The organism is Azonexus sp. R2A61 (assembly GCF_021401135.1).
Taxonomy (GTDB): domain Bacteria; phylum Pseudomonadota; class Gammaproteobacteria; order Burkholderiales; family Rhodocyclaceae; genus Azonexus.
This window is the reverse complement of record NZ_JACBFO010000002.1, coordinates 450,503-477,291: the sequence shown is the minus strand read 5'-3', so window position 1 is coordinate 477,291 and position 26,789 is coordinate 450,503. Positions and strand designations below refer to the sequence as shown.

Here is a 26,789-nt window from a genome sequence, read left to right as displayed (position 1 = left end):
AACCCGGCGCTCGGCCGGGTTCCTTGTTCCATCCGCAATCGTCGATCAGGCGGCGTTGAGCGCCTGGTTGAGGTCGGCGATCAGGTCGTCGACGTGCTCGATGCCGACCGACAGACGGATCATGTCTTCGGAGACGCCGGCCTTGGCCAGTTCTTCCGGCGACAGCTGGCGGTGCGTGGTCGAGGCCGGGTGGCAGGCCAGGGTCTTGCAGTCGCCGATGTTGACCAGGCGGGTAACCAGCTTGAGCGCATCCTGGAACTTGCCGCCGCCTTCGCGGCCGCCGCAGTTCGTTCCTTTCACGCCGAAGTTGAGGATGCCAGAAGCGCGGCCGCCCATGTACTTCTGCACCAGCGCGTGGTCCTTGTGCTCGGGCAGGCCGGCGTAGTTGACCCAGCTGACCTTCGGGTGGTTCTGCAGGAAGCGGGCGATCTTCAGCGAGTTGTCGCAGATGCGGTCCATGCGCAGCGCCAGCGTCTCGATGCCTTGCAGGATCAGGAAGGCGTTGAACGGGCTGATCGCGGCGCCCATGTTGCGCAGCGGCACGACGCGGGCGCGGCCGATGTAGGCGGCGGCACCGAGGGCTTCGGTATAGACGACACCGTGGTAGGACACGTCCGGCTCGTTGAGGCGCTTGAACTTGGCCTTGTGCTCGGCCCACGGGAACTTGCCGCTATCGACGATGATGCCGCCGATGCTGTTGCCGTGGCCGCCAAGGTACTTGGTCAGGGCGTGCACGACGATGTCGGCGCCGTGCTCGAAGGGGCGGCACAGGTAGGGCGAGGGCACGGTGTTGTCGACGATGACCGGCACGCCGTGCTTGTGGGCGATTTCGGCGAGCTTTTCGAAGTCGGTGATGTTGCCGAGCGGGTTGCCGACCGATTCGCAGAAGACGGCTTTGGTCTTCGCGTCGATCAGCTTCTCGAAGGCATCCGGGTCGCGGTAGTCGGCGAAGCGGACTTCGATGCCGTATTGCGGCAGGGTGTGGGCGAACAGGTTGTAGGTGCCGCCGTACAGCGTGGACGAGGTGACGATGTTGTCGCCGGCTTCGGCGATCGTCTGGATCGAGGCGGTGATCGCGGCCATGCCCGAGGCCATGGCCAGTGCGGCGACGCCGCCTTCCATCGCGGCGACGCGCTTTTCGAGCACGTCCTGGGTCGGGTTCATGATCCGCGTGTAGATGTTGCCGGCGACCTTGAGGTCGAACAGGTCGGCGCCGTGCTGGGTGCTGTCGAAGGCGTACGACGTGGTCTGGTAGATCGGCACGGCGACTGCCTTGGTCGTCGGGTCCGGGCTGTAGCCGCCATGAACGGCGAGGGTTTCCAGTTTCATCGGATGTCTCTCTGGTCGTGTTGTGTGGAAAGGGAATGCTTAGCCGGCCAAGCTTACCCGTGCCGTTGGCCGAACGCCAATCAGATCGGGTAATTAAGCCGCTGCAGGATCGATATAAGGCTCAGCGGCGCGGTGCCGGTTTGCTTTCCGGCGCGGCCGACCAGATCCGGTAACGAACCTCGACGTCGGCCGGCGCATGGATCACCAGCGGCAGCTTGCTGTTGTAGCGGACCAGCACCGGTTCGCCGCCGACCGCGACGAAGGCTTGGCGGCGGCTACCGGGCGGACAGGCCATCAGCGTGCCGACGACCGGCCCGACCTTGATCAGCCGGTGATAGGTGTAACCCCAGCCCTGGACGGTCTTTTCTTTCCATTGGCCGCCCATGCGGTACTGGTTGCAGTCGATTTCCATCGTCCGGCCGGCGATCAGTTCAACCTTGTGGGCGGCCTCGTCGGCCAGCGGTGGCAGGTCGATGGCGTAGCGTTGTTCGCCGTCGGCGGCCGGTGGGAAAGGCTTGAGTGCATCGCCGGCGGCGGCGAGGAGCGGCAGCGAGAGCGCCAGGGCGGCAATTGCGGGGCGGGCGAAAATCATGGCATGGCTCCGTCGGGTGGAAAAAGGCATCGGTTGTCGCGTGTTCAGGTGCGATCGTCAAAACCGTCGTCTTCCTGCGGTCGACCGCAGGATTTGAGCAAAAAGCGGCCGGGATCGACGGCATCGACCAGATCCCTTTCGATCGGCAGCGGCGCGCCTTCGAGGCGGGAAACCAGCAGTTCGGCCATCAGCGCCGACCACACGATGCCGCGTGCGCCGAATCCCTGCACGCACCACAGGCCGGGCAAGCGGGGCTGCGCGACGAGGCGCGGCTGGCCGCGGATGGCGGCGGTGTCCGGCAACTGGCCGACGATCGGCAGGCGGTCCGGCGACATCGGGCGGAAGCCGACGCGACCGCTCAGCGTTGCCGGATCGATGCCGTCGGCGAAGCCGGGCAGGCTGCGCTGCAGGCGTTCGAGGTTTTCCGCATGGTCGGCGGTGCGTGGCAGTGGGTCGTCGTCGCCGAGTTGCAGCGTGGCGCCGATCAGGCGCAGTCCGTCGACGTCGGGCATCGCGTAGCCGTGCTGGCAGACGACGTGACGCAAGCCCGCGCCGTTGCCGCCCGGCAGATGGCTGACCTGGCCGCGGGCAGCCCTTTGCGGGATGCCGGCGAACGGCGCGAAACGCGTCGTGCCGGCGCCGGCCGCCAGTACGACGACCGGCGCGGCGGCCAGTTCGCTGCCGTCGGCGGCCAGCAGGCGCCAACCGGTTTTCGTGCGTTCGATGCGGTCGACCGCGCAATCCGGGCGAAAAGCAATGCGCTCGGGAAAGGCGGCCAGCGCCGCCCGGCAGACCGACGGCGGCTGTACCCAGCCGCCCTGCGGAAAGTACCAGCCGCCGTGCGCGACCGGCCAGCCGATCTGCGCGGTGGCCTCGTCGCGGCTGACGTAGCGCAGCAGTTCGGGCGGCCAGCCGAGGCGGTTGACGGCCTTTTTCTGCTGGTTTTCATGCGCCGCGTCGCGGCCGAGATGGAAGACGCCGCAGGGCGACCAGCGGGCCTCGGGCAGCGCTTGCAGCAGGGTGCGGGTGGCCAGGTAGCCGGCGCGCGTCAGCCGCGACAGGGGGTTGTCGTCGGCGCTGGGCAGCGGGCGCAGTACGCCGGCCAGATTGCTCGATGCGCCGCCGGCCGGTGTCGGCCCGGCTTCCAGTAGCGTCACCTGCCAGCCGGCGCGGGCCAGGGCGAAGGCGCTGGCGCAGCCGGCGATGCCGGCGCCGACGATGACCGCGCGGCGCTCCTCGGGCGAGGGATGGCGGTCCGGCCGGCGCTGGCGGAAACGGCCGCTCAGCATCTGCCGCTTGCCGGCGAAACCGGGGCGTTTTTCCAGCTCGAAGCCGGCATCGGCGAGCGCCTGACGGACCTGGCCGGCGACCGACCAGGTGGCCAGCGTGGCGCCGTTGGCGGCCAGTCGGGTGAGCGCCCTGCACAGTTCGGGCGACCACAGTTCGGGATTCTTCGCCGGCGAGAAACCGTCGAGGAAAAAAGCGTCGACCGAGGCGTCGACCGTACGCAGGCAGCGCGTGGCGTCGCCGAAGATCAGCGTCAGCACGACCTGGTCGTCGTCGAGGAACAGGCGGTGCATGCCCGGCGTCAGCGCCGGCCACTGCGCCTGTAACGCCGCGGCGAGTTCGCCGAATGCCGGCCAGGCGCGCTGGGCGACGGCAAGGTCGGCGGCGGCAAACGGGTGCTTCTCGACGGAGACGAAATGCAGTCGTCGGCAGCGTTGCGGATCGGCGCGCCAGGCCTGCCAGGTGGCGAGGAAGTTGAGGCCGAGGCCGAAGCCGGTTTCGAGAATGACGAAGCGGTCGCGCCCCTGCCAGCGCTGCGGCAGGTCGTTGCCGGCCAGGAAAACGTGGCGGGCCTGTTCGGGGCCGCCGTGCGCCGAATGATAGACATCGCCGTAGCCGGACGACCAGGGCGTACTGCCGTCGTCGGCGAATTCGAGCCGGGCCGGGGTCAGTCTTTCCATTGTCTGGCCGAAGGGCGCCGGTGGCTCAGTGCAGGATGCCGGGGCGCGGGAGATTTTCGCCGGCCGGCATGTCGACCGCAGCCGGCGTGCCGTACTCGAGCGGCAGATCCCAGCCGGCCTTCTGCGCCGATACGCGCAGCATCGCGCACAGGGCCTGCAGCAGTTCGCCGTTCAGGTTGAGATTGAAGCTGCGTTCGCGACCTTCCTTGAGCGTCAGCTGGGCGCTGCCCTCGGTCGTTGCGCTCAGGCGGCTTTCGCTGGCCAGCAGGGGGTTGGCGCCGAGCGGATAGGTGACGTTGTCGTCGCGGAAGGGCTGTTCGAAGGAGGGCTGCTGCGCCGGATTGTCAGCCTTGCCGGCCGGTTGCGCCGGCGGTTTGAGGTGAGTCGCCAGCATGGTCGCCAGATGCGGCCAGATTTCGCGCAGGAAGCGGCGGGTGAACCAGACGCGCAATTCCTCGTTGCCCTGGGTGGCGACGCGCAGCATCAGCCGGTCCTGCACGGTGTCCTGAACGACCTGGAGCTGGCGGATCTGCATGGTTCACACCTCGCGGAGAATGTCGGCAAGCACGATGATGCGCCGGATGCCCTTGCGCGACCAGCGCTGGAACGGGCTGGCGACACCCGCGGCCAGCCGCAGCAGCGGCTTGGCACGGCGGATCACGGTGCGGACCATCAGCGACGGATGGGCGGCGAAATAGGCGTCGATCAGTTGCGGCAGCAGTTGTCGGGCCTCGGCTTCGTCGATCGGCCCGGCCAGCGACACCGAATTGAGGAAGATCACCAGATCGTTGGCCTGGCTGGCGGCCAGCGGCAGGAATTCGCCGAAGTTTTCCTCGAAGTCGATGCGCCAGTTGTGTCCGTCGAACTGCGTGAGGTTCTTGATCTGCGCGCCACCGTGCCAGTGGCCGGCCCGGTGGAATTCGCCGAGTTCGCGGGCGAGGGTTAGCAACTGCGGTCGCCAGACCTCGGGCGTCCATTTCTCGAGCAGCGTCGACACCACGGTGCCGCAATATTCGAGCACGAAGAGTTCGGGCAGGACCAGCACCACTTCGGGTACGCGGACGCCGGCTGCGGCCAGGTTGATCAGCCGCTTGGCCTCGTAATCCATGCCGCCGGCCTTCTGGTTCAGCGCCAGCGTTCGCAGGGGCAAAGGCTGGCCGGTGACATAGCGCACCACCCAGCGCATGAACAGGATCTGCAGCAAGCCGCGCGACTGCTCGGCGAGCCGCTTGACGACATAACGCCGACCGTCGAATTCGAACAGCCGCGCCCGCGCCTTGCCGGCCGCCAGCGATGCGCGGGCGGCTTGTTCGAGGGTTGGCGACGTTTCGTCAGTCATGTTGCGGATGCGACAACTGAGCGATGGGCGAGCGAGCGCAGCCAGAGCAAGGCGCGGACGAGTGCCGCATGGCAGCGCTATGCAAGCTCGTCGCCAACGCCGTTATGGCAAGCGCAGCCGCCCATCATTCGGGACGCATGGAGGGGAAGAGGATGACGTCGCGGATCGCCGGGCTGTCGGTGAGCAGCATGATCAGCCGGTCGATGCCGATGCCGCAGCCGCCGGTCGGCGGCAGGCCGTACTCGAGCGCGCGGATGTAGTCGGCGTCGTAGTACATCGCTTCCTCGTCGCCGGCGTCCTTGGCCTTGGCCTGTTCCTGGAAGCGGGCGGCCTGGTCCTCGGCGTCGTTCAACTCCGAGAAGCCGTTGGCGATCTCGCGGCCGACGATGAACAGCTCGAAGCGCTCGGTGATTTCCGGGTTGCTGTCGGAGGCGCGGGCCAGCGGGCTGACTTCGACCGGGTAGTCGATGATGAAGGTCGGCTCCCAGCACTGCGCTTCGGCACAGGCTTCGAACAGCTGCAGCTGCAGGCTGCCGAGGCCGCCCGGCTTGACCTTCTCGCCGAAGGCGACGATCTTGGCCTTGAGGAATTCGGCATCGGCCAGTTGCGCGTCGGTGAACGACGGCTGCTCGCGCTGGATCGCCTGGGTGATGGTCAGGCGGTGGAAGGGCTTGGACAGGTCGAGTTCGCGCCCCTGGTATTCGAAGACTTCCTTGCCCAGCGCCTCGCGCGCGGCGTGGCGGAGCAGGCCCTCGGTGAAGTCCATCAGCGTGTGGTAGTTCGCGTACGCCTCGTAGAACTCCATCATCGTGAATTCGGGATTGTGCCGCGGCGAAAGGCCTTCGTTGCGGAAGTTGCGGTTGATCTCGAAGACCTTCTCGAAGCCGCCGACGACCAGGCGCTTGAGGTAGAGCTCGGGCGCGATGCGCAGGAACTGCTGCATGTCGAGCGCGTTGTGATGGGTGATGAAGGGCTTGGCCGCGGCGCCGCCGGGGATCGGGTGCATCATCGGCGTCTCGACTTCCATGAAGCCGTGGCCGCTCATGTAGTTGCGGATGGCGCCGACGATGGCCGAGCGGGCGCGGAAGGTGGCGCGCGTTTCCTCGTTCATGATCAGGTCGACGTAACGCTGGCGATACTTCATTTCCTGGTCGGCCAGGCCGTGGAACTTGTCCGGCAGCGGGCGCAGCGACTTGGTCAGCAGGCGGATTTCAGTGGCGGCAATGGTCAGCTCGCCGGTCTTGGTCTTCATCAGCGTGCCGACGACGCCGAGGATGTCGCCGAGGTCCCAGCCCTTGAAGGCGGCGTAGCTTTCCTCGCCGACCTTGTCGCGGGCGACATAAACCTGGATGCGGCCGGAAACGTCCTGCAGCGTGGCGAACGAGGCCTTGCCCATGACCCGCTTCAGCATCATGCGGCCGGCGACCTTGACCTCGACCGGCAGGCCTTCGAGTTCTTCCGCCGATTTCTCGCCGTAGCCGTCGTGCAGCTTCTGCGCGGTGTTCTCGCGCTGGAAGTCGTTCGGGAAGGCGACCCCGCCCTGGCGCAACTCGGCCAGCTTGGCGCGGCGCTCGGCGATGATGTGGTTGTCGTCGGTGGACGGGGCGGCGTTGTCGTTATGGTCGGTCATGGGAAAGCAATCCTCGGAAATCGTCGTGTTTCTGCGGTCGACCGCATGAAACCATGAATTTTCGCCGATTACCGTCCGTAGGGAAAGCTTCTCGGCTAACATCCGGAAAACCACAAAATTCTGGGGGGGATGGTTGTGGATATCCTGATCGTGGACGGCACGCCGCTTTATCGCGACATTCTGCAGCAGCATCTGGCGTGCTACCGGGACCTGAATTTCCACCTCGCGGCGACGCGGCGCGATGCCTTGGCGCAAGCGGCCGCCCGAAACTTCCACTTCTTCGTGCTGGCCGGCCAGTTGCCTGACGGTGACGGTATCGAGCTCGGCTGTGCCCTGCGCCAGGCCGGCCAGCAGGCGCCGGTCGTGCTGCTCACCGGCACGCCGAGCGCGGCGCTGGCCGATCAGGCGGCGCGCATGGGCATCACCGAATTGTTCCGGCGGCAGGATGTCGAGGAATTGCTCAGTTTCATGCGCCATTTCCTCGAGGCGCACCAGCCCTTGCGTTGCCGCGTCCTGTATGTCGAGGATGCGCGCGAGCAGCGCGAGTTGCTGGCCGAACAGTTGCGAGAATGGGGCATGGTCGTCGATGCCTTCGATTCGGCCGATGCCGCCTGGCCGAGCTTTCTGGAAACCGATTACGAACTGGTCCTGTGCGATGTCATGCTCGGCGGCCGGATGAGCGGCAGCCGGCTGATCAACCGCATCCGTCGCCTGTCGTTGCCCAAGGGCGCGACGCCGGTGCTGGCGGTAACCGCGTTTGACGATCCGCGGCGGCGCGTCGAACTGTTCCATCTCGGCATCGACGACTACGTGCCGAAACCGATTTCACCGCCCGAATTGCGCGCCCGTCTGCACAATCTGCTGGCCCGCCAGCGCAGCGACATGCGCAACCGGCAACTGCTCAGCGCAACGGCGCTCGGCGTACTGGTGATCGACGGGCACGGCAACCTGCAATCCTTCGATGCCAACGCCCGGCAGTTGTTCGGCATCGGCGAGCTGGCGATGGCCGGTTGCACGGTCGGACGCTTTCTGCCGGCGCTGGTCGATCAGGGCGACCTGGCCTTGCTGGCCGGCGGCGGCCGGATCGAGCATGTGGCGATGACGGCGATCCGGACGGACGGCTTGCGGTGTCCGGTCGAGGTGTCGTCGATGGCGCTCGACCCGGTCGAGGGGCAACTCCAGTTCGCGCTGCTGGTCCGTGACGTCAGCCGCGAGCGTGCGCTGACCGAGCACCTCGCCGCGGCTCGGGATTCGGCCGAGCAGGCCGGTCGCAGCAAATCGGCATTTCTGGCCAGCATGAGTCACGAAATCCGGACGCCGCTCAACGCCATCATCGGGCTGGCCCACCTGATGCGCCGCGACAACCTGCCCCCGGCGCAGGCCGAACGTGCCGAGCGCATCGATGCGGCCGGCAAACTGCTGCTCGGGGTCATCAACGATGTACTCGACCTGTCGCGAATCGAGGCGGGCCGGCTGACGCTGGAATCGCTGCCGCTGACGCCGGGGGCGATCGTCGCCAACGTGGCTGCCATGCTCAAGGGCAAGGCAGCCGGCAAGGGACTGGCACTGTTCGTCGATGTCGCAGCCGGAGCGGACGAGGTCTTGCTGGGCGATGCCACACGCTTGACGCAGGCCCTGATCAATTACGTCGCCAACGCCATCAAGTTCACCGACAGCGGCAGCGTCACGATCACGCTGGAACGCTTGGCCGACGATGCCGCTGCCGTCACGCTGCGCTTTTCGGTGAGTGATACCGGCATCGGTCTGGCCGACGCGGACTGCGAGCGGGTCTTCGACGATTTCCAGCAGGCCGACACGTCGACCGCACGCCGTTATGGCGGCTCCGGACTCGGGTTGGCAATCACCCGCCGGCTGGTCGGCCTGATGGGGGGCGAGACCGGTGTCGACAGCTGCCTCGGCGAGGGCAGCCGGTTCTGGTTTACCGTGCGCCTTTCGCGGGCGCCGGCGACCGCCGCCGATGCGCCGGAAGTCCTGGCGGCCGAGCGCCAACTGCGTGAAAGGCACGCCGGCCGGTGCGTGCTGCTCGTCGAAGACGACGAGATCAACCGGGAGGTGGCCGGCGAATTGCTGCGCGATGCGCTGTTGACCGTACGTTGCGCGGTGGACGGTCTGGCGGCGCTGGCCGAGATCGATCGCGAACCGCCGGCACTGGTGTTGATGGACATGCAGATGCCGCGCATGGACGGTCTCGAAGCGGCAGGGCGAATCCGCGAGCTGGGCGGCGACATGCCCATCGTGGCGATGACCGCCAACGCCTTCGCCGAGGACCGCGAACGTTGCCTGCACGCGGGCATGGACGATTTCATCGCCAAGCCCGTGGTGCCGGAGCGACTCTACGAGACGGTGCTGCTGTGGCTGGACCGCGCGGCCGGCTGGTCGGTCTAGACCTGCCGGCCGGCGTCGTCAGACGCCCTGTTTCAGGCTGGCTTCGATGAAGCCGTCGAGGTCGCCGTCGAGCACGCCCTGGGTGTTGCCGACTTCGTAGTTGGTGCGCAGATCCTTGATCCGGCTCTGGTCGAGCACGTAGGAACGGATCTGGTGACCCCAGCCGATGTCGGACTTGGCGTCTTCCAGCTTCTGCTGCTCGGCCTGCTGCTTGCGCAGTTCGTGCTCGTACAGACGGGCACGCAGCATCGACCAGGCTTCGTCGCGGTTGCGGTGCTGCGAACGGTCGTTCTGGCACTGCACGACGATGCCGGTCGGCACGTGCGTCAGACGCACGGCGGAGTCGGTCTTGTTGATGTGCTGACCGCCGGCGCCGGAGGCGCGGTAGGTGTCGGTGCGCACGTCGGCCGGGTTGATGGCGATTTCGATGGAATCATCGACTTCCGGGAAGACGAAGACCGAGGTGAAGCTGGTATGGCGGCGCGCGTTCGAGTCGAACGGCGACTTGCGCACCAGGCGGTGGATGCCGGTTTCCGTGCGCAGCGTGCCGTAGGCGTAGTCGCCGCTGAACTTGACGGTAGCACTCTTGATGCCGGCGACGTCGCCTTCCGACTCTTCCATGACCTCGACGGTAAACCCCTTCTTTTCGCCGTATTTCAGGTACATGCGCAGGAGCATGGACGCCCAGTCCTGGGCTTCGGTACCGCCGGCGCCGGCCTGGATTTCCAGGAAGCAGGGCATCGGATCGGAGGGGTTGTTGAACATCCGGCGGAATTCGAGATTGCCGACCTTCTTTTCCAGTTCCTCGTTGTCGGCGGCCACCGCCAGCAGCGTATCGTCGTCGCCGTCGTCGCGCCCCATCGCGAACAGTTCGCGACCATCGCGGATGCCGGCATCGACGGCTTCCAGCACCAGCACGATGTCTTCCAGCGATTTCTTCTCGCGCCCGAGTTCCTGGGCCCGTTTCGGGTCATCCCAGATCTTCGGGTCTTCCATCTCCTTGTTGAGGAGGGTCAGGCGTTCGCGCTTGTTATCGTAGTCAAAGATACCTCCGTAACTCATCGGCGCGCTGCGCCAGGTCGTCGAGTTTGTTGGCGATGCTGTTGAGCTGTTCTGCTTCCATTGTCATGTCAACCGATTGAATTCAAACGGCGAATTATACAACGCGCGGTTGACGCGATCTGTCGGTGTTTGGTGCAATGCAGCAGAAAGTTTGCACCTGTCTGGTGCGTTGGTGCCGATTCGACATCGACGTTCTTGTTGTTTTTGTTCGGATTTTGGCAAGTTTGTCCTTTGTTTCATTCAGGCAAGGAACTTGCTGTATCAACATTGTTTCTGCTGACTCCATCCATGTCCGACGTGAACGATATCGTCCCTCCCAAAGGTTTTCTGCCGGTGCTGCGCAAGCGTCGCGATTCGGCATGGGCCGGCATCGACAGCGAGCGGGTGCTGCAGGTTCTGGTGCGCAATCTCGATGGCATGGTTTTCCGCTGTGCGATCGACGAACAGTGGACCATGCATTTCGTCAGCGACGGCAGCCGTGAACTGACCGGTTACTGTCCGGACGAACTGGAGTACAACAAGGTGACTTCGCTCGATGCGATCACGCATCCCGACGATCGGGCGCGGGCGCGTCAGGTGATCGTCAACGCGATGGCCGGCAGCGGGCGTTATCGTCTGCAATACCGGATCACCCATCGCGACGGCCGCGAACGCTGGGTATTCGAGCGCGGCTCGGTGGTGCTCGACGAAAATGGCAAGCGCGTGCTCGAGGGCTTCATCGAGGACATCACCGAACAGGTGCTGGGGCAGCGCCAACTGGCCGATGCCGAATTGCGTTACCGCAGCATCTTCGAGGATTCCGTCGTCGGCATGTTCCAGACCTCGATCGACGGGCATTACCTGGCGGCCAACCTGGCGCTGGCCCAGCTCTATGGCTACGAGTCGCCCTCCGAACTGATGGCCGGCCTGTCCGACATCGCCGGCAATCTGTACGTCGATCCGGAGCGCCGCGAGGCATTCAAGCAGCTGATCCGCGAACACGGCCGCGTCACCGAATTCGAATCCGAGGTCTATCGCCGCGATGGCAGCCGGATCTGGATTTCGGAACATGCCCACGTGGTCTACAGCCCGCAAGGCGAGGCGCTGTATTACGAGGGCACGGTCGAGGACATCACCGCCCAGCACCGTTACCGGCAGCAACTCGAATATCAGGCGACGCACGATCCGTTGACCGGTCTGCCCAATCGCAACCTGCTCCAGGACCGTCTGCAGCAGGCATTGCGCATGGCCCAGCGGCGCGGCGGGCGCGGCGTGCTGGCCTTCGTTGATCTCGACAACTTCAAGTTCGTCAATGACAGCCTTGGCCACGGCACCGGCGACCGCTTGCTGGTCGAGGTGGCGAAGCGTCTGCAGGCCTGCCTGCGGGAATCGGATACCGTTGCCCGTTACGGTGGCGATGAGTTCGTACTGATCCTCGGCGATTACGGCAGCCTGACCGATACCCTGCACATCCTGCATCGGGTGCGCGATGCGATTGCCGATCCGATCATGCTCGACGGGCACGAACTGCGCGTCGATTGCAGCATCGGCGTCAGCGTCTTTCCCGACGACGGCATCGATCTCGAAGCGCTGCTGCGCCATGCCGACGCGGCGATGCATCATGCCAAGAAGCTCGGCAAGGGGCAGTTCCAGTTCTATACCGAAGCGCTCAACGTCGCGGCGCGCGACCGGCTGGCGCTCGATTCCGCATTGCGCAGGGCGGTCGAGCAGGAAGAGCTGTTCGTGGTCTATCAACCCAAGGTGGACACCCGTGGCCGGCCTTTCGGCTTCGAGGCGCTGGTCCGCTGGGACAGCGCCGAGTTCGGTTCGGTCTCGCCGGTCCGCTTCATCCCGCTGGCCGAGGAAAACGGCCTGATCGGTCAATTGACCTGGTTCGTGTTGCGTCAGGCCTGCCGCCAGGCGGCGCATTGGCGGGCGCAGGGCTTCCGCGATCTGCGGGTGGCCGTGAATATCTCGCCGAGCCTGTTCCGCGAAAAGGATCTGGCGGCCCTGGTCCGGGTCGTTCTCGATGAAGCCGGTCTGCCGCCGGAGGCCCTCGAACTCGAAATCACCGAAGGTGTGCTGATGGGCGACGTACAGCGGGCGCTGGGCGTGCTCAACGAACTGAAGGCGATGGGCGTATTCATCGCAATCGACGATTTCGGTACCGGCTATTCGTCGCTGGCCTACCTGAAGCGTTTCCCGATCGACATCCTCAAGGTCGATCGTTCCTTCGTCATTGAATGCGATGCCGGCAACGAGGGGCTGGCGATCACCCGCGCCATCGTGTCGCTGGCCCACAGCCTCAACCTGCGGGTCGTCGCCGAAGGGGTCGAGAAGCAGACCCAACTGGCGGTGCTCAACGCGCTCGGCTGCCAGGAGTTTCAGGGCTACCTGTTTGCCAAGCCGCTGGCCGAGGTTCAGCTGGCCGACTACCTGCGCGGGCAGCCGCAGCGCTAGTTGGCGCTTTCCACACGGTTCCGGCCGCTGTCCTTGGCGGTGTAGAGCGCCGAATCGGCCCGTCCGAGCAACTGGTCGAAACTGGCGTCGGACGGCGTCTGGCAGGCGATGCCAATCGATACGGTGACCGGCATGGTGATGTCGCCGACGCGAAAAGGCTGGCTTTCGACGGCCTGGCGCAGACGTTCGCCGGCCTGGCTGGCTTCTTCCGGGCCGGATACCGACAGCACCACGACGAACTCCTCGCCGCCCTGGCGACCGGGTAGCTCGTCGTTGCGGCAATGCCGCTCCAGCGTCCCGGCGACATGGCGCAACGCCTGATCGCCGGTGTCGTGGCCGTGGCGGTCGTTGATCGACTTGAAATGATCGATGTCGATGACCGCCACTGCCAGACGCTGGTCGCCGCGCCGCATCTCGCGGAAACGGCGTTCGCCGGCCTCGGCCAGGGTCCGGCGGTTGGCCAGGCCGGTCAGGTAATCGGTCGACGCCGCATGCTCCCACTGCCGGCGCAGGCGTTCGGAACACATCAGCAGGAAGGCGGTGGTGCCGACCACCGGCATGATGCCGGCGACCATCGGCGTGGCGATGTTGATCCAGTTGCTCGAATCGACGACGTTGTCGATTGGCGGCATGCCGGGCAGCACGAAGAGCATCAGCCGGAGCAGCGCAAAGCCCGCCGCGCCAACGAAGATCCAGGCCAGCACCCGGCGGCTCAGCGCATTGTCCTGCAGGCGCGGCGACAGCAGCGTGGCCGAACAGAACGAGAACAGCGCCAGCCAGCACAGCGTCACGGCCAGGACGCGCGCTCCGATGGCCGGCACGATGGCGGTGAACCAGAAAGTCGACAAGGTGCCGGCAGCGAACGGCAGCAGCATCCAGAACCGGTCGGGAAGGTCGTAAAACTGCCGTATGGCGCGCCAGTAACCGGTGAAACCGAGCATGATCATGCCGTTGGCCAGCGGCAGGATGATGTGCGCCGGCAACTGTTTCTGGCCGAGGATGATCAGGCAACCGCCGGCGATCAGCAAGGTGCCGATGCGCCACGAAACGGCGCTCGGACGCAGGCTGGGCAGCAGATCCCGGTGCACGAGACCGAGGACGCCGCCGTTGGCGAGCATCATCAAGGCACCGATCACGTACGCGGTTTCCGAATTCATCACGGAAGCAAAGGAAGGGACGGCGAAGCATACCGTTCCGGCCGGCCCATCGCCAGTACATGGGGATGTTTTGCCGACAAAAAACGCCGCTTGCTGCGGTCGACCGCGCATTTTCGGAGAAATTCCGGCCGCTTCCGGTTGGCCGGCGATGCCGGACACCGGGCAGGCCTATAATGAAACTGCTTCTTTCACAATTCGGGAGACTTTCCATGAGCATGATGAAAGCTGCAGTTTTCGTGGCCCCCGGCCGGATTGAACTGGCCGACAAGAAACTGCCGGAGATCGGGCCGAACGATGCGCTGGTGCGCATCACCACCACTACCATCTGCGGTACCGACGTGCATATCCTGAAAGGCGAGTACCCGGTCGCGCCGGGCCTCACCGTCGGGCACGAGCCGGTCGGCGTCATCGAGAAGCTGGGCAGTGCGGTGCAGGGCTATCGCGAGGGCCAGCGGGTGATCGCCGGTGCCATCTGCCCGAGCTTCGCCTCCTACGCGGCGCAGGACGGTGTGCCGTCGCAGGATGGCAGCTACCTGGTCGGCGCCGGCAAATGCGGCTGTCACGGCTACAAGGCGACCGCCGGCTGGCGCTTCGGCAACCTGATCGACGGCACGCAGGCCGAATATGTGCTGGTGCCCGACGCGCAGGGCAATCTGGCGCCGATTCCCGATGGCCTGACCGACGAACAGGTGCTGATGTGCCCGGACATCATGTCCACCGGTTTCAAGGGCGCCGAGAACGCCAATATCCGGCTCGGCGATACCGTCGCGGTGTTCGCCCAAGGACCGATCGGCCTGTGCGCCACGGCCGGCGCCCGTCTGCTCGGCGCGACGACGATCATCGCCGTCGACGGCAACGACCACCGGCTGGGCATTTCCCGGGTGATGGGCGCCGACGTGACGCTGAATTTCCACCATTGCGACGTGGTCGACGAAATCATGAAGCTGACCGGCGGGCGCGGCGTCGATTCGGCCATCGAAGCGCTCGGCACGCAGGGCACCTTCGAATCGGCGCTGCGCGTGTTGAAGCCGGGCGGCACGCTGTCCAGCCTGGGCGTCTATTCGAGCGACCTGACCATTCCGCTGTCCGCCTTCGCTGCCGGCCTCGGCGATCACCGGATCAATACCGCGTTGTGTCCGGGCGGCAAGGAACGCATGCGCCGGCTGATGAACGTGCTGGCCGCCGAACGCCTCGATCTCGGCGTGCTGGTCACCCACCAGTACAAGCTCGACGACATCGTCGCCGCCTACGATCTGTTCGCCAACCAGCGCGACGGCGTGCTGAAGGTGGCGATCAAGCCGTAAGGCTGGCGGCCCTCCGACCGCCGGCAGAAAAAAGCCCCGATCCTGCGGTCGACCGCAGAATCGGGGCTTTTTTCCGGCGCATGCCGCCTTACTCCAGGTGTTCGATCATCAGTTGAGGGTTCTCGACGCCCTGGTATTCGTTGATCGACAGCCGGAAAGCCGCGCGCGTGCGGGCGCCGGGCTGGGCGCTGAAATTGAACTGGATGGCGTCGATCCGTGCGTTGCCTTTCTTCAGGCGCAGTTTCAGGTGCTTTTCCTTGAGCACGCGCTGCTGTTCGACGTCGAATTCGTCGACGAACAGCGGTGCCGGGAAACCCTGGCCCCAGATCTCGTTTTCCAGCAGGCGGGCGATTTCCAGCGAGATGTAGCCGCTTTCGAGCGCGCCGTCGGTTTCCAGCGTGCGGGTCAGGTCGGACGGTGCCAGCAGTTCGCCGGCGATGTCGGCGAACAAGGTCTGGAACCGCGTGAAGTCCTCGGCGCGCAGCGTTGCGCCGGCAGCCATCGCGTGGCCGCCGAAGCGCAGCAACAGGCCGGGGGCGCGCTTGGCGACGAGGTCCAGCGCGTCGCGCAGATGCAGGCCGGGAATCGAACGGCCGGAGCCCTTGACGATGCCGCCTTCGCTGGGCGCGAAGGCAAATACCGGCCGGTGCAGGCGATCCTTGATCCGCGAGGCGAGAATGCCGACCACGCCTTCGTGCCAGCTGGCGTCGAACAGCGCGATGCCCGGCGCGGCATCCTCGACGTCCATCGTTTCCAGCAACAGCAGCGCCTGTTCCTGCATGCCGGCCTCGATTTCGCGCCGTTCGCGGTTCAGCGTGTCCAGTTGCTGGGCGATCTGCAGCGCACGCGACGGATCGTCGGTGAGCAGGCATTCGACGCCCAGGCGCATGTCGGCCAACCGGCCGGCGGCGTTCAGGCGCGGTCCGATCAGGAAGCCGAGATCGAAGGCCGTGGCCTTGCGCGGATCGCGGCCGGTCGCCTTGAACAGCGCCGCGATGCCCGGCTGCAGGCGGCCGGCGCGCATGCGCTTCAAGCCCTGGCTGACCAGGATGCGGTTGTTGCGGTCGAGCTTGACGACGTCGGCGACGGTGCCGAGGGCGACCAGATCGAGCAGGTCGGCGAAGTTGGGTTCCGGGCGCTCGGCGAAAAAGCCGCGTTCGCGCAGTTCGGCGCGCAGCGCCAGCATCACGTAGAACATCACGCCGACGCCGGCAATGCACTTCGACGGGAAGTCGCAACCCGGCTGGTTGGGATTGACGATGCAATCGGCCGCAGGGAGTGTTTCGGCCGGCAGGTGGTGGTCGGTGATCAGCGTGGCGATGCCGTGCTGCTGGGCGCGGGCGACGCCTTCGAGGCTGGCGATGCCGTTGTCGACGGTGATGATCAGGTCGGGCGATTGCTGCGCGGCGACGTCGACGATCTCCGGCGACAGCCCGTAGCCGAGCTTGAAGCGGTCGGGCAGCAGGAAATCGACGTCGGCGCCGAGCGCCTTCAGGGCGCGCATGCCGACGGCGGTGGCGGTGGCGCCGTCGCAGTCGTAGTCGCCGATGATCAGCATTCTTGCCTCGGCCTCGATGGCGTCGGCGAGCAGGCTGGCGGCGTCGGTCGCGTGGGTCAGCGCGGCCGGTGGCAGCAGCGATTTCAGTTCGTAGTCGAGCTCGGCCTTGTCGGTGACGCCACGCGCGGCGTAGAGGCGGGCGAGCAGGGGGTGCAGGCCCTGCTGTTCGAGTTGCCAGACGGTGCGCGGCGGCGCGCTGCGGGTGACGATGCGGGTCAAGCGGGGCTTCCTTCCCTGGCCAGTTCGCCGGCCAGCGTGGCTACGTCGCGCTGGCCGCGCCAGAATTGCCAGCGAGCGCCGGCACCCAGCGTCCAGCGCAGCAGGCCGTAAACGGTCGGGGCGACGATGTCGAGTTTTTTGATGTCGCGGCCGAGTCGACCGCGCAAGGGGGTGAACCAGTCCGCGTCGAGTGCCGCCAGGGCCTGCAGCCAGCCTTCCGGGTCTTCATAGACGACCTTGGGCAGCAGCGTGTCGAGCACGACCAGCGGCGAGGACGAGGCCGGCAGATCGGCCAGTCCGGCCGGACAGGAGCGGGCCTCGCGGCCGGCGTGGCGGGCCAGTCCGGCGACCAGCGGATCGTTGCCGAACACCGCGTCGAAAGGCAGCGGCATGTCGACCGGTCGGCCGGCACCCCATAGCCACAGGCTGTTGACCGCCGGTTCGCCGCTGGCCTGGCGCGCGGCATTGGTCGGCAGCGCGTGCAGCACCATCTGCGCTTCGTTGAGCCAGCGGTGCAGCGGGCCGGTCTTGTCCGCCAGTTCGCTATCGACGCGGCGACCGGCCACTTGGGAAAGCGGTGCGGCGACATGGTCGACCGCAGCATTCAGGCGCACGTACCAGCGTCGCGGCGTGGCCGCTTCGAAATGGCCGAGATCGGAAAACTGCGCATTCAGGCCATCGACCAGCGCCGCCGCCTGCGCGGCATCGATCGCGAAGGCGCCGGCGTCGGCGAGCACGATGCGCTCGTGGTGGAAACGCAGGTGTACCGGGTCGGCGCACAGCCAGTCGCCGGCGACGTCGTCGGGGCGGTCGGCCTCGCCCAGCCGGCGCAGCGTGGCCAGGCCGAGCGGCGGTCGGGCGCAGCAGGCGAACAGGGCTTCCTCCCAGGGCTGGCGCGGCTGGCGTGTTGCCTGCGCCCGCGCTGCCAGCCAGGCCAGACCGGGGGCGCGGCAGTGTGCCAGCGTCTGGTCGTCGCCCGGTTCGGGCCAGATCAGTTCGGGGACGAGCAGGGTCAGATGCACGGCGTTCGGGAGGGGGCGAAAAACGACCAAGTCTACCATCGGCGCCGCTTGGCGATGCTTTAAGGTCGTCTTAAGGGAGGGCCGGCAGCATGCCGACATTGCCATTCGTGCGAGGTCCCCATGCCGGAAGCCATGCGCCAGCTTTCTCCGAGTCGTCGGCAGCCGCCGATCATCCGCCACGTCGTGCCCGGCGGGCCGCAGCGCGACGCGGCCGAGGCCTTCGTGCGTGCGGTGTTCCGCAAGCGCTACGCTGCCGAAGTGCCGGGATTCGCGCCCAACCTGATGCTTGTCGAACGCGACGGCGTGATCCGTGCCGCGGCCGGCTGGCGCAGCGCCGCCGACCGGCGGCTGATGCTCGAACAGTATCTGGATGAGCCGGTCGATCAGGCGGTCAGCCGGCTGGCCGGTCAGCCGGTGGCGCGCGAGCGCATCGTCGAGGTCGGCAATCTGGCTGCCGAGCGTGCCGGCAGCAGCGTCGACGTGATCCTGCGGCTGGCGGCGCATCTCGATCGCCTGGGTTTCGAATGGGTCTGTTTCACCGCCACCCGCGAACTGATCGGCATCTTCCGCAAGCTCGGCCTGGCCCCGCTGGCGCTCGCCGCTGCCGATCCGGCCCGGTTGGGCGAGCAGGCGAGTTCGTGGGGCAGCTACTACGAGACCGATCCGGTCGTCGTCGCCGGGCGCATCCGGCTGGCTGTGGATCGGGAGATCACCGGTGACTGACGTGAATTGGCGTAGTCTGCTGGATAGCCGGCCGGCCGAGGAGATCATGCTGGTCGGCGGCGCCGGCGAGACCTGGGATGTGGCGCGCGTCACCGCGGCAGTCGATGTGCTGGGCGCGCGTCTGGCCGGCAGCCGTGTGCTGGCGGTGCTGGCCGACAACAGCCCGGCCTGGGTGGTCGCCGATCTGGCGGCCCAGCAGGCCGGCGTGGTGCATCTGCCGTTGCCGGCCTTCTTCAGCGATGCGCAGATGGCGCACGCGCTGAGCCAGTCGGCTGCCGACAGCCTGCTGACCGATCAGCCGGAACGCATCGGCCGGCTCGATCTCGGTTTCTGTCTGCTCGGCGAGTGGCAGGGACTGACCTGGATGCGGCGCGTCACGCCGGCGGTCGAGTTGCCGCCGGGAACGGCCAAGATTTCCTTCACTTCCGGCAGTACCGGTGCGCCGAAGGGCGTCTGTCTGAGCGCCGAAGGCCTGCACGACACGGCGCTGGCGGTGCGCGACCGCTTGCACGATCTGCCGCTGACCCGCCATCTGTGCGTGCTGCCGCTGGCCTTGCTGCTGGAAAACGTTGCCGGCGTCTACGCGCCCTTGCTGCGCGGCATGCCGGTACATCTGCCGCCGCTCGCCGAACTCGGCTGGGCGGGCCGGCAGGGTTTCGATCCGGCGGCGCTGAATGCGGCGGCGGATCGCGTGCAGCCGGCGAGTGTCATCCTGGTGCCGGAACTGCTCAAGGCATGGACCGCATTTTTGCGCCAATCCGGCGGTCGACCGCCGGCATCGCTGGTTTTTGCCGCCGTCGGCGGTGCCCGGGTGGCCGCCGAGCTGCTGACCCAGGCGCGGGCGGCGGGGATTCCGGCCTATCAGGGCTATGGCCTGACCGAAGCCGGTTCGGTGACTTGCCTGAATCGTCCGGGCGATGACGGCGACGGCGTCGGCCGGCCGCTCGGTCACGCCCGCGTTGTTGCCGACGCCCGCGAACTGTACGTCGAGACGCGCGCCTTCCTGGGCTATGCCGGGCAGCCGGCACCACCGCCGGCCGCTTTTCCGACCGGCGATCTGGGCGACATCGACAATCGCGGCCACGTCCATCTGGCCGGCCGGCGCAAGAACCTGCTGATCACCTCCTTCGGTCGCAACATTTCGCCGGAATGGCCGGAAGCGCTGCTGCTCGGCGATCCCCGCATCCTCCAGGCGGTGGTGGTCGGCGACGGCAAACCGGCACCGGTCGCGTTGCTGGTGACCATGCCCGGTCTTGCAACGGCCCAGGTCGACGCGCTGCTGGCTGCGGTCAACGCGCAGCTTCCCGATTATGCGCGGCTGGCCGGCTGGCAAGCCGTTCCGCCGTTTACCCCGGTCAACGGACTGGCCACCGGCAACGGCCGGCCGGTTCGCGAACGGATCATCGACCATCATGCCGCCGCCATCGCGGCGATTTACGCGAACAAGGAAACGCCCCATGTCCTTTTATGAAAGTCTGCAAGCGTCGACCGCGGAAGCCCGCGCCTGGCTGCTCGGCGCCCCGATCATCGACGACTGCCTGCAGGGCCGGGTCACGCTCGAGTCCTATCGGGCCTTCCTCGGCCAGGCCTACCATCACGTCCGTCACACCACGCCGCTGCTGATGACGCTGGGCGGCCGGCTGCCTGAACGTCTGGGCTGGATGCGGCGTGCCGTTGCCGAATACATCGAGGAAGAAATCGGCCACGAGGAATGGATTCTCGACGACATCGCCGCCGCCGGCGGCGATGCGCAGGCCGTGCGCAACAGCCGGCCCGGCCTGGCTGCCGAGGTGATGGTCGCCTACGCCTACGACACCATCCAGCGCGGCAATCCGGCCGCTTTCTTCGGCATGGTCTATGTGCTGGAAGGCACCAGCGTGGCGCTGGCGCTGACTGCCGCCGACCGTATCCAGCAGGTGCTCGGCCTGCCCGACAAGGCGTTTTCCTACCTCCGTTCGCACGGTACGCTGGACCAGGAGCACACCCAGCACCTGGCCCGTCTGGTCGACGCGATGACCCCCGCCGACCAGGCCGATGTGGCGCATGCCGCCCGTGTCTTCTTCAAGCTTTACGGCGACGTCTTCCGCTCGTTGCCGGTGGCGGGGACGGCGACATGCAACTGACCGGTGCCCGTATCGTCCTGACCGGCGCCACCGGCGGCCTCGGCGAAGCCCTGGCCCGGGCGCTGGCGAAAAAAGGCGCCGTCCTGCTGTTGACCGGACGCGATCCCGACAAGCTGGCCCGTCTGCAGATGCCGGCCGGCAGCGACTATCGACTGCTCCAGGCCGATCTCGGCACCTCCGTCGGGATCGACGAAATCGTCGCTGCGGCGCAGCAGTTCGAGGCCGACATGCTGATCAACAATGCCGGCGTCGGCGGCTTCGGCCTGCTCGACGAACAGGATGGCAAGGAGATCGAGCGCATCCTGCGTACCAATCTCGAAGCACCGATCCAGCTGACCCGCAGCCTGCTGCCGCAGTTGCGGATGCGGCCGGCCGCGGCGGTGGTCAATATCGGCTCGGCCTTCGGCAGCATCCCGTTCGCCGGCTTTGCCGCCTATTCCGCGGCCAAGGCCGGGTTGCGCGGTTTTTCGCAGGCCCTGCGCCGCGAACTGGCGGACAGCCGGGTCGAGGTCTTCCACATCGCGCCGCGGGCCATCGACACGCCGCTCAACTCGCCGGCGGTGAATGCCCTCAACCAGGCGCTCGGCAATGCCAGCGATTCGCCGGAGAAAGTCGCTGCAGCGATCGTCGATCTGCTCGCTTGCTGCGCCCGGGAGCGCGTGCTGGGTTTCCCCGAGCGACTGTTCGCCTGGCTGAACGGCCTGGCGCCGGCGCTGGTCGATGGCGGCGTCAAGGGCAAGCTGGCAGTCATCAAGCGGCATGCCGCAAAAAAAATTTGAATCGAGGAGATGTTCCATGTTGCGTCGTTCCATCCTGATTTTTTCCTTGTTTGCCGCGTCGACCGCAGCCTGTCTGGCGGCGCCCGGCGACGAACTGGTCAAGCCGATCCAGGATCGCTGGGCCGAGATCAAGTACAAGCTGCCGGCCAAGGAGCAGGCCGACCAGTACCATGCGCTGGCCGACAAGGCACACCAGCTCAGCGCGGCCAATCCCAATCTGGCGGCGGCGCTGATCTGGGAAGGCATCGTCGTCTCCAGCGAGGCTGGCGCCCGCGGCGGTCTCGGTGCCCTGTCGATGGCCAAGGAGGCCCGTCGCCTGCTCGAGGAAAGCCTCAAGCTCGACGAGAAATCCCTGCAGGGCTCGGCCTATACCAGCCTGGGCACGCTGTATGCCAAAGTGCCGCGCTGGCCGGTCGGTTTCGGCGACAAGAAGCAGGCCGAGGCGATGCTGCGCAAGGCGCTGACCATCAATCCGGACGGGATTGACCCGAATTTCTTTTACGGGGAGTATCTGGTCGACGAGGATCGGATCGCCGAAGCGCGTCACTACCTCGAACGTGCGCTCAAGGCGTCGCCGCGGCCGGGCCGGGAACTGGCCGATCAGGGCCGGCGCCAGGAAGTGCAGGCCCTGTTGAACAAGATCGGACGCTAGTATTGAGAATCCTGCTGGTTGAAGACGATGCGCTGCTCGGCGACGGCATCCGTGCCGGGCTGGGCATCGCCGCTTATGCGGTCGACTGGGTGCGCGACGGAGAAACCGCGCTGCGCGCCTTGCTCGATCACGATTACGACGCGTGCATCCTCGATCTCGGCTTGCCGCGCCGGGACGGCATCGGTGTGCTGCAGGCCCTGCGCGGTGCCGGCAAATCGACGCCGGTCTTGGTGTTGACCGCGCGTGATACGCCCGACGACAAGATCGCCGGTCTCGACAGCGGCGCCGACGATTACCTGACCAAGCCCTTCGATCTCGGCGAGATGCAGGCCCGCTTGCGGGCGCTGCTGCGTCGTGCCGGCGGGCAGGCCAGTCCGCTGTTGCGGCATCGCGACGTCACCCTCGATCCGGCCGCCCGCCGGGTGACCTGCAAGGGCGAGGAAATCACGCTGTCGGCCCGGGAGTACGCGCTGCTGCAGGAATTCCTACAGCATCCGAAACATATCCGCAGCCGGGCGCAACTCGAAGAAAGCCTCTACGCCTGGGGCGAGGAGGCCGGCAGCAACACGGTGGAAGTCTATGTCCACCACCTGCGCAAGAAATTCGGCAGCGATTTCATCCGGACGGTCCGCGGCCTGGGCTACCAGTTGGGCGGCGAAGCGTGATCCGGCTGCCGGAGTGGCTGAACACGCTGCGCTGGCGTCTGCTCGCCGCGCTCGGCATCGCCGTGCTGCTGATCTGGGTGCTGGCCGGCTGGTTCAGCTATGAACAGGCGCAGCACGAGGCCGAAGAACTGATGGACGGCAGCCTGGCGCAGAGCAGCCGCTTGCTGCTGGCGCTGCTCGAAGAAGAAAACGCCTCCCACCTCAACGTGCTGGCCGAGCGTCTGGCGACCGCCAGCGCCGACAGCAGCGACGTGTACCAGCCGCCGCTCGAATTCCAGGTCGGTCGCAGCGACGGCACGGTCTTCGTGCGTTCGGCCAACGCGCCGGATGTGCCGGTGCTCGGCCTGCTCGGTTACAGCGATATCGAACGCGACGGCGGTGGCTGGCGGGTGCTCAATGCCGAATCGGAGGATGGCCGTTTCCGCGTCCAGGTGTCGCACGCGATCGCCGTGCGTGACCGCGCTTCGCTCGAAGTGGCCTCGCAGACGGTGTTTCCGCTGGCGCTGATCGTCCCTTTCCTGCTGCTCATGCTCTACCTGTCGGTGCGCAGCGGCCTGCGGCCGCTCGAAAAACTCGCCGCCGACGTCACTGCCCGCAATGCCGACAACCTGGCGCCCTTGTCGCGCTCGGGCATTCCCGGCGAAGCGCGCCCGCTGCTCCAGGCAATCAACCGCCTGTTCGGTCGACTCGGCCGGACGCTGGACAACGAACGCCGGTTCACCGCCGATGCGGCACACGAACTGCGCACGCCGCTGGCCGCACTCAAGGTGCATACCCAGGTTGCCCGGCTCAGCGACGACGATGCCGTTCGCGCACGGGCGCTGGCGCAGATCGAGTCGGGCGTCGATCGTGCCACGCACCTGGTCGAGCAATTGCTGCGACTGGCCAGGCTGGACCCGCTGACCACGCTGCCTTGCTCGCGCACGCTGGCCCTGGGCGATCTGCTGGTCGACGTGGTGGAGAGCATCGATCGCGCCGGCGGTGAGGCCTCGGCGCGTATCCAGGTCGGCGAGGGGGTGGCCGAGTTGGGCGTGATCGGCGACGTCGACCTGCTGCGCATCGTGTTGCGCAACCTGCTCGACAACGCCCTGCGTTATTCGCCGGCCGATGCGCCGGTGCGCGTCGATGCCGGCCGAAGTGCCGCTGGCGGGATCGACCTGTTTGTCAGCGACAGCGGCCAGGGCATGTCGGACGAGGCCCTGCAGCGTCTCGGCGAACGTTTCTTCCGTGATCGCGACAACGTGCTCGAGGGCAACGGGCTCGGCCTGGCCATCGTCACGCGCATTGCCGAACTGCACGGGGCGCGTCTGCAGGCGGAAAACCTGCCCGACGGCTTCAGGATCGGTCTGATCGGTCTGGCGCCGGCCTGACTGGCGAGGGCGTTGCGCCGAACAGCGCGCTCAGCCCGACGCTGATCGCCCAGGCCAGCCAGGCCGACCACAGCGTGTGCGACAGGAAGTGGGCGCCCTGCAACATCCGTCCGGCTCCCATCACGGCCCCCAGCAGCAGGCCGCCGACCAACGCCAGACGGGCGATCCGGCGCCCGGCGCCGGCCAGCGCCACGCCCCAGACCAGCCACAGGAAACCGGCCGAAGCATGGCCGGCGGGAAAGCACTGGCCGCGTTTGAGCCCGGCCGGTGCCGTGTCGAACAGCCCGAGATGCGGCGCGAAGCCGCCGAATTCGACGATATCCCACGGACAGTGGCGGTTGGTCAGCATTTTCAGCAAGGTCGTGCACAGCGGGATCAGGATCATTCCGCTGGCTGCCAGCCAGGCACTGCGTTGCGGTAGCCAGTTCAGGCGGCCGCGGTGGCCGAGCCAGCAGACGACCAGCGCCGCCGCCGTTGCCAGATACGAAAACTGCTTCATGCCGTGGTGCAGTACGGTCGACAGGAACCAGTGCGTCTGCAGCGGGAAGCGTTGCTGAACCGGATCGAAGGCCAGCGCGGCCAGCCGCATGTCGAGTTCGGTGAACTGGAACAGCGCCAGCAGCCCGGCCGCCATCGCCGTCAGCAGCAGGAGCTGGCGGTACAGCCAGTGCCGGTCGATCTGCCGCTCAGCCACGGCAAGCCGCCGAAAGGTCGAGCGAGGCATCGTAAACCTGCGTGCTGACGTCGAGCAGGCCTAATAGCGAATGGAAAATGTTGTCGTGGCTGGCCGGCTGTTGGGCGCGTTGGGCCAGACAGTTGCGGTCGACGCCGAAATTCTGCGAAAACCGGTCGGACAGCCACAGCACCATCGGGACCTGAGTCTGCTCGCGCGGGGCGATGGCGTAGGGCATGCCGTGCAGGAACAGACCGTGCTCGCCCAGCGATTCGCCGTGATCCGACACATAGAGCATCGCCGTGTCGAAACGGTCGCTCTGCCGTTCGAGGAAATCGATGGTGCGGGCCAGGAAATGATCGGTATAGAGCAGGGCGTTGTCGTAGCTGTTAACGATCTGCGCTTGCGTACATTGGCTCAGGTCGGCGGTGTCGCAGGTCGGCGCAAAACGGCGGAAGCTTTCCGGATAACGGCGGAAGTAGGCCGGGCCGTGGTTGCCGATCTGGTGCAGGACGACGACCAGGTTGCCCTTGTCGTCGGCGAGCAGCTTGTCCATGCCGGCCAGCATCGCTTCGTCGAGGCAATGGTCGTCCGGACACAGCTGCGGCAGGCTCTGCCGGTCCGGCGCCTGGCTGTCGAGATCGGAGCAGACGCCCTTGCAGCCGGACTGGTTGTCCCGCCAGACGATGTGGAAGCCGGCCCGGTTCAGCACGTGGAGCAGCGATTCGCTGTTGCGGATGGCGTCCTCGTCGTAATGCCGGCGACCCTGGGGGGAAAAGATACAGGGCACCGAGGTTTCGGTGTTGGTGCCGCAACTGGTGACGTCGGCGAAGCGGATCAGCGGTTTCCGGTCCAGTTCCGGCGTGGTGTCGCGCGGCTGGCCGTCCGGTCCCGGATGCGTCCCCCAGTTGGCGGCCCGGGCCGTTTCGCCGAGCACGAATACGAACAGTGCCGGCCGCTGCCGTTGCTGCCAGGCGGCGCCGAGTTTTGCGTCGGGGCCGACCGGCAGTTTGCGCAGCGGGGTGCCGACCTTGTTCGGCTGCAGGTTGCGGGCGATCCCGTAAATGGCGTTTTCCGGCACCACCAGATAGCGAATCTCCTTGTGGTTGCGCATCAGCGGTGCCAGATCCTTGAACGCCAGTGCCAGTCCGGCAACACCGATCAGGCCGACGCCGACAATCCACAAGCCGCGCCGCAGCCAGCCGGCACGCCAGCCGTCCGTTGCCGGAAAGACATTGCGCCAGAGCAGCCAGCCGGGCACCCCGGCGAAGATCGCCAGATGCCAGAAAAGGTCGGGCGTCAGCAATTCGCGGGCTTCGGCGACATCGGTGTGCAGCACGTTGCGGATCATGCTGGCATCGATGTAAATGCCGAACTTGTCGATGTAGAAACCGGCCAGTGCCGAGACGAGCAACCACAGCCCGAGCACCGGCCGCAGCAAGCGGCGGGGTGCGATCAGCGCCGGCAGCAGGAAATGCACGGCGACCAGCGCCGCACCGACGGCAAGGACCAGTCCCCAGGTGCTCGGCGACAGCCCGTCGCGGCCCTGCAGGATGGCGCGCCAGAACGCGTGGTTGCCGGTCAGCGCGATCCAGACGGCGACCAGCAGGATTGCTTGTTCCGGCGTGCGGGCCGGGCGCTGGACGGGGACCAGCAGGACTTTCTGGAAGGCGCGGGAAAGGGTGCAACGCAGGCAGGGCATGAGGGCAAATTCCCAGTCGATGAAGATGAACCGGGCGCATTGTCGGGAAGCTGGATTAAAGCAAGCTGAAATGGCTGC

22 protein-coding genes are annotated in these 26,789 nt (G+C 66.7%); 10 read left to right on the top strand and 12 right to left on the bottom strand.

What is annotated here, in order from left to right; all coding sequences use genetic code 11:
- Positions 1–45: 45 nt before the first annotated feature.
- The 6 genes from L0962_RS07330 to lysS all read right to left on the bottom strand — a co-directional run bounded on the left by L0962_RS07330 (position 46) and on the right by lysS (position 6,857).
- Entirely contained in the window at positions 46–1,329 is a 1,284-nt protein-coding gene (locus L0962_RS07330) for an O-acetylhomoserine aminocarboxypropyltransferase/cysteine synthase family protein (RefSeq protein WP_234085699.1), read from the bottom strand.
- Positions 1,330–1,450: 121 nt separating this feature from the next.
- The gene (gene eco, locus L0962_RS07325; protein ID WP_234085698.1) at positions 1,451–1,921 is read right to left on the bottom strand and encodes a serine protease inhibitor ecotin; all 471 of its coding nucleotides are present in this window, start codon (positions 1,919–1,921) and stop codon (positions 1,451–1,453) included.
- Between the two features lie 44 nt (positions 1,922–1,965).
- Positions 1,966–3,888 carry a bifunctional tRNA (5-methylaminomethyl-2-thiouridine)(34)-methyltransferase MnmD/FAD-dependent 5-carboxymethylaminomethyl-2-thiouridine(34) oxidoreductase MnmC gene (gene mnmC, locus L0962_RS07320; protein ID WP_234085697.1) on the bottom strand — a complete coding sequence of 641 codons (1,923 nt, stop codon included), beginning with the start codon at positions 3,886–3,888 and terminating at the stop codon, positions 1,966–1,968.
- A 25-nt stretch (positions 3,889–3,913) separates the two neighbouring features.
- Positions 3,914–4,423 carry a hypothetical protein gene (locus L0962_RS07315; protein ID WP_234085696.1) on the bottom strand — a complete coding sequence of 170 codons (510 nt, stop codon included), beginning with the start codon at positions 4,421–4,423 and terminating at the stop codon, positions 3,914–3,916.
- Between the two features lie 3 nt (positions 4,424–4,426).
- Positions 4,427–5,227, bottom strand: a complete 801-nt coding sequence (locus L0962_RS07310) for a hypothetical protein (RefSeq protein WP_234085695.1) — start codon at positions 5,225–5,227, stop codon at positions 4,427–4,429.
- Positions 5,228–5,351: 124 nt separating this feature from the next.
- On the bottom strand, positions 5,352–6,857 hold the full coding sequence (gene lysS, locus L0962_RS07305) for a lysine--tRNA ligase (protein WP_234085694.1): 1,506 nt from the start codon (positions 6,855–6,857) through the stop codon (positions 5,352–5,354).
- 135 nt (positions 6,858–6,992) lie between these two features.
- On the opposite strand from lysS, the gene L0962_RS07300 reads away from it, so the two are divergent.
- Complete coding sequence (locus L0962_RS07300) at positions 6,993–9,263, top strand: response regulator (protein WP_234085693.1); 2,271 nt, start codon at positions 6,993–6,995, stop codon at positions 9,261–9,263.
- Positions 9,264–9,281: 18 nt separating this feature from the next.
- Here L0962_RS07300 and prfB read toward each other — a convergent pair.
- A protein-coding gene (gene prfB / locus L0962_RS07295; RefSeq protein ID WP_234085692.1) for a peptide chain release factor 2 occupies positions 9,282–10,386 on the bottom strand; the annotation gives its coding sequence in 2 pieces (ribosomal slippage) (positions 9,282–10,304 and positions 10,306–10,386; 1,104 coding nt in all).
- A 227-nt stretch (positions 10,387–10,613) separates the two neighbouring features.
- Between prfB and L0962_RS07290 the strand changes: the two genes are divergently transcribed.
- Positions 10,614–12,764, top strand: a complete 2,151-nt coding sequence (locus L0962_RS07290; RefSeq protein WP_234085691.1) for a GGDEF domain-containing phosphodiesterase — start codon at positions 10,614–10,616, stop codon at positions 12,762–12,764.
- On the opposite strand, the gene L0962_RS07285 is transcribed toward L0962_RS07290, so the two are convergent.
- Positions 12,761–13,921, bottom strand: coding sequence for a GGDEF domain-containing protein (locus L0962_RS07285; RefSeq protein WP_234085690.1), 1,161 nt, complete (start codon positions 13,919–13,921; stop codon positions 12,761–12,763). The two genes, L0962_RS07290 and L0962_RS07285, sit on opposite strands and share 4 nt — an antisense overlap.
- Positions 13,922–14,130: 209 nt before the next feature.
- Between L0962_RS07285 and L0962_RS07280 the strand changes: the two genes are divergently transcribed.
- A complete protein-coding gene (locus L0962_RS07280) occupies positions 14,131–15,225 on the top strand; it encodes an NAD(P)-dependent alcohol dehydrogenase (protein ID WP_234085689.1) in 1,095 nt (364 codons plus the stop codon).
- An 88-nt stretch (positions 15,226–15,313) separates the two neighbouring features.
- Here L0962_RS07280 and recJ read toward each other — a convergent pair whose 3' ends face one another.
- Both recJ and L0962_RS07270 read right to left on the bottom strand, forming a co-directional pair.
- On the bottom strand, positions 15,314–17,002 hold the full coding sequence (gene recJ, locus L0962_RS07275) for a single-stranded-DNA-specific exonuclease RecJ (RefSeq protein WP_234085688.1): 1,689 nt from the start codon (positions 17,000–17,002) through the stop codon (positions 15,314–15,316).
- On the bottom strand, positions 16,999–18,024 hold the full coding sequence (locus L0962_RS07270; RefSeq protein WP_234085687.1) for a hypothetical protein: 1,026 nt from the start codon (positions 18,022–18,024) through the stop codon (positions 16,999–17,001). Before L0962_RS07270 ends, recJ begins: the two co-directional genes overlap by 4 nt.
- 120 nt (positions 18,025–18,144) lie before the next feature.
- Between L0962_RS07270 and L0962_RS07265 the strand changes: the two genes are divergently transcribed.
- The 7 genes from L0962_RS07265 to L0962_RS07235 are packed head-to-tail and all read left to right on the top strand — an operon-like array spanning position 18,145 to position 24,336.
- The gene (locus L0962_RS07265; protein ID WP_234085686.1) at positions 18,145–18,747 is read left to right on the top strand and encodes a thermostable hemolysin; all 603 of its coding nucleotides are present in this window, start codon (positions 18,145–18,147) and stop codon (positions 18,745–18,747) included.
- Positions 18,740–20,218, top strand: a complete 1,479-nt coding sequence (locus tag L0962_RS07260) for an AMP-binding protein (RefSeq protein ID WP_234085685.1) — start codon at positions 18,740–18,742, stop codon at positions 20,216–20,218. Before L0962_RS07265 ends, L0962_RS07260 begins: the two co-directional genes overlap by 8 nt.
- Positions 20,205–20,870: a TenA family transcriptional regulator gene (locus tag L0962_RS07255; RefSeq protein ID WP_234085684.1), complete on the top strand. Its 666-nt coding sequence runs from the start codon at positions 20,205–20,207 to the stop codon at positions 20,868–20,870. The genes L0962_RS07260 and L0962_RS07255 overlap by 14 nt, the downstream gene beginning before the upstream one ends.
- Positions 20,861–21,649: an SDR family oxidoreductase gene (locus tag L0962_RS07250; RefSeq protein ID WP_234085683.1), complete on the top strand. Its 789-nt coding sequence runs from the start codon at positions 20,861–20,863 to the stop codon at positions 21,647–21,649. Before L0962_RS07255 ends, L0962_RS07250 begins: the two co-directional genes overlap by 10 nt.
- A gap of 16 nt (positions 21,650–21,665) precedes the next feature.
- On the top strand, positions 21,666–22,301 hold the full coding sequence (locus tag L0962_RS07245) for a hypothetical protein (RefSeq protein WP_234085682.1): 636 nt from the start codon (positions 21,666–21,668) through the stop codon (positions 22,299–22,301).
- A 2-nt stretch (positions 22,302–22,303) separates the two neighbouring features.
- Positions 22,304–22,966, top strand: a complete 663-nt coding sequence (locus tag L0962_RS07240) for a response regulator (RefSeq protein ID WP_234085681.1) — start codon at positions 22,304–22,306, stop codon at positions 22,964–22,966.
- Positions 22,963–24,336, top strand: coding sequence for an ATP-binding protein (locus tag L0962_RS07235; protein WP_234085679.1), 1,374 nt, complete (start codon positions 22,963–22,965; stop codon positions 24,334–24,336). Before L0962_RS07240 ends, L0962_RS07235 begins: the two co-directional genes overlap by 4 nt.
- Here the strand turns inward: L0962_RS07235 and L0962_RS07230 are convergent.
- Positions 24,302–25,030, bottom strand: coding sequence for a phosphatase PAP2 family protein (locus L0962_RS07230; RefSeq protein WP_234085678.1), 729 nt, complete (start codon positions 25,028–25,030; stop codon positions 24,302–24,304). The two genes, L0962_RS07235 and L0962_RS07230, sit on opposite strands and share 35 nt — an antisense overlap.
- Entirely contained in the window at positions 25,023–26,711 is a 1,689-nt protein-coding gene (locus L0962_RS07225) for a phosphoethanolamine transferase (protein ID WP_234085677.1), read from the bottom strand. Before L0962_RS07225 ends, L0962_RS07230 begins: the two co-directional genes overlap by 8 nt.
- Positions 26,712–26,789: the final 78 nt, after the last annotated feature.

Bases quoted from the DNA above. Each gene is read 5' to 3' on its own strand.
- L0962_RS07245 (WP_234085682.1), top strand. From the start codon at position 21,666: ATGTTGCGTCGTTCCATCCTGATTTTTTCCTTGTTTGCCGCGTCGACC.
- L0962_RS07310 (WP_234085695.1), bottom strand. From the start codon at position 5,227: ATGACTGACGAAACGTCGCCAACCCTCGAACAAGCCGCCCGCGCATCG.
- L0962_RS07285 (WP_234085690.1), bottom strand. From the start codon at position 13,921: ATGAATTCGGAAACCGCGTACGTGATCGGTGCCTTGATGATGCTCGCC.
- eco (WP_234085698.1), bottom strand. From the start codon at position 1,921: ATGATTTTCGCCCGCCCCGCAATTGCCGCCCTGGCGCTCTCGCTGCCG.
- L0962_RS07315 (WP_234085696.1), bottom strand. From the start codon at position 4,423: ATGCAGATCCGCCAGCTCCAGGTCGTTCAGGACACCGTGCAGGACCGG.
- L0962_RS07330 (WP_234085699.1), bottom strand. From the start codon at position 1,329: ATGAAACTGGAAACCCTCGCCGTTCATGGCGGCTACAGCCCGGACCCG.
- L0962_RS07255 (WP_234085684.1), top strand. From the start codon at position 20,205: ATGTCCTTTTATGAAAGTCTGCAAGCGTCGACCGCGGAAGCCCGCGCC.
- L0962_RS07225 (WP_234085677.1), bottom strand. From the start codon at position 26,711: ATGCCCTGCCTGCGTTGCACCCTTTCCCGCGCCTTCCAGAAAGTCCTG.
- L0962_RS07265 (WP_234085686.1), top strand. From the start codon at position 18,145: ATGCCGGAAGCCATGCGCCAGCTTTCTCCGAGTCGTCGGCAGCCGCCG.
- lysS (WP_234085694.1), bottom strand. From the start codon at position 6,857: ATGACCGACCATAACGACAACGCCGCCCCGTCCACCGACGACAACCAC.
- L0962_RS07280 (WP_234085689.1), top strand. From the start codon at position 14,131: ATGAGCATGATGAAAGCTGCAGTTTTCGTGGCCCCCGGCCGGATTGAA.
- L0962_RS07250 (WP_234085683.1), top strand. From the start codon at position 20,861: ATGCAACTGACCGGTGCCCGTATCGTCCTGACCGGCGCCACCGGCGGC.
- L0962_RS07290 (WP_234085691.1), top strand. From the start codon at position 10,614: ATGTCCGACGTGAACGATATCGTCCCTCCCAAAGGTTTTCTGCCGGTG.
- mnmC (WP_234085697.1), bottom strand. From the start codon at position 3,888: ATGGAAAGACTGACCCCGGCCCGGCTCGAATTCGCCGACGACGGCAGT.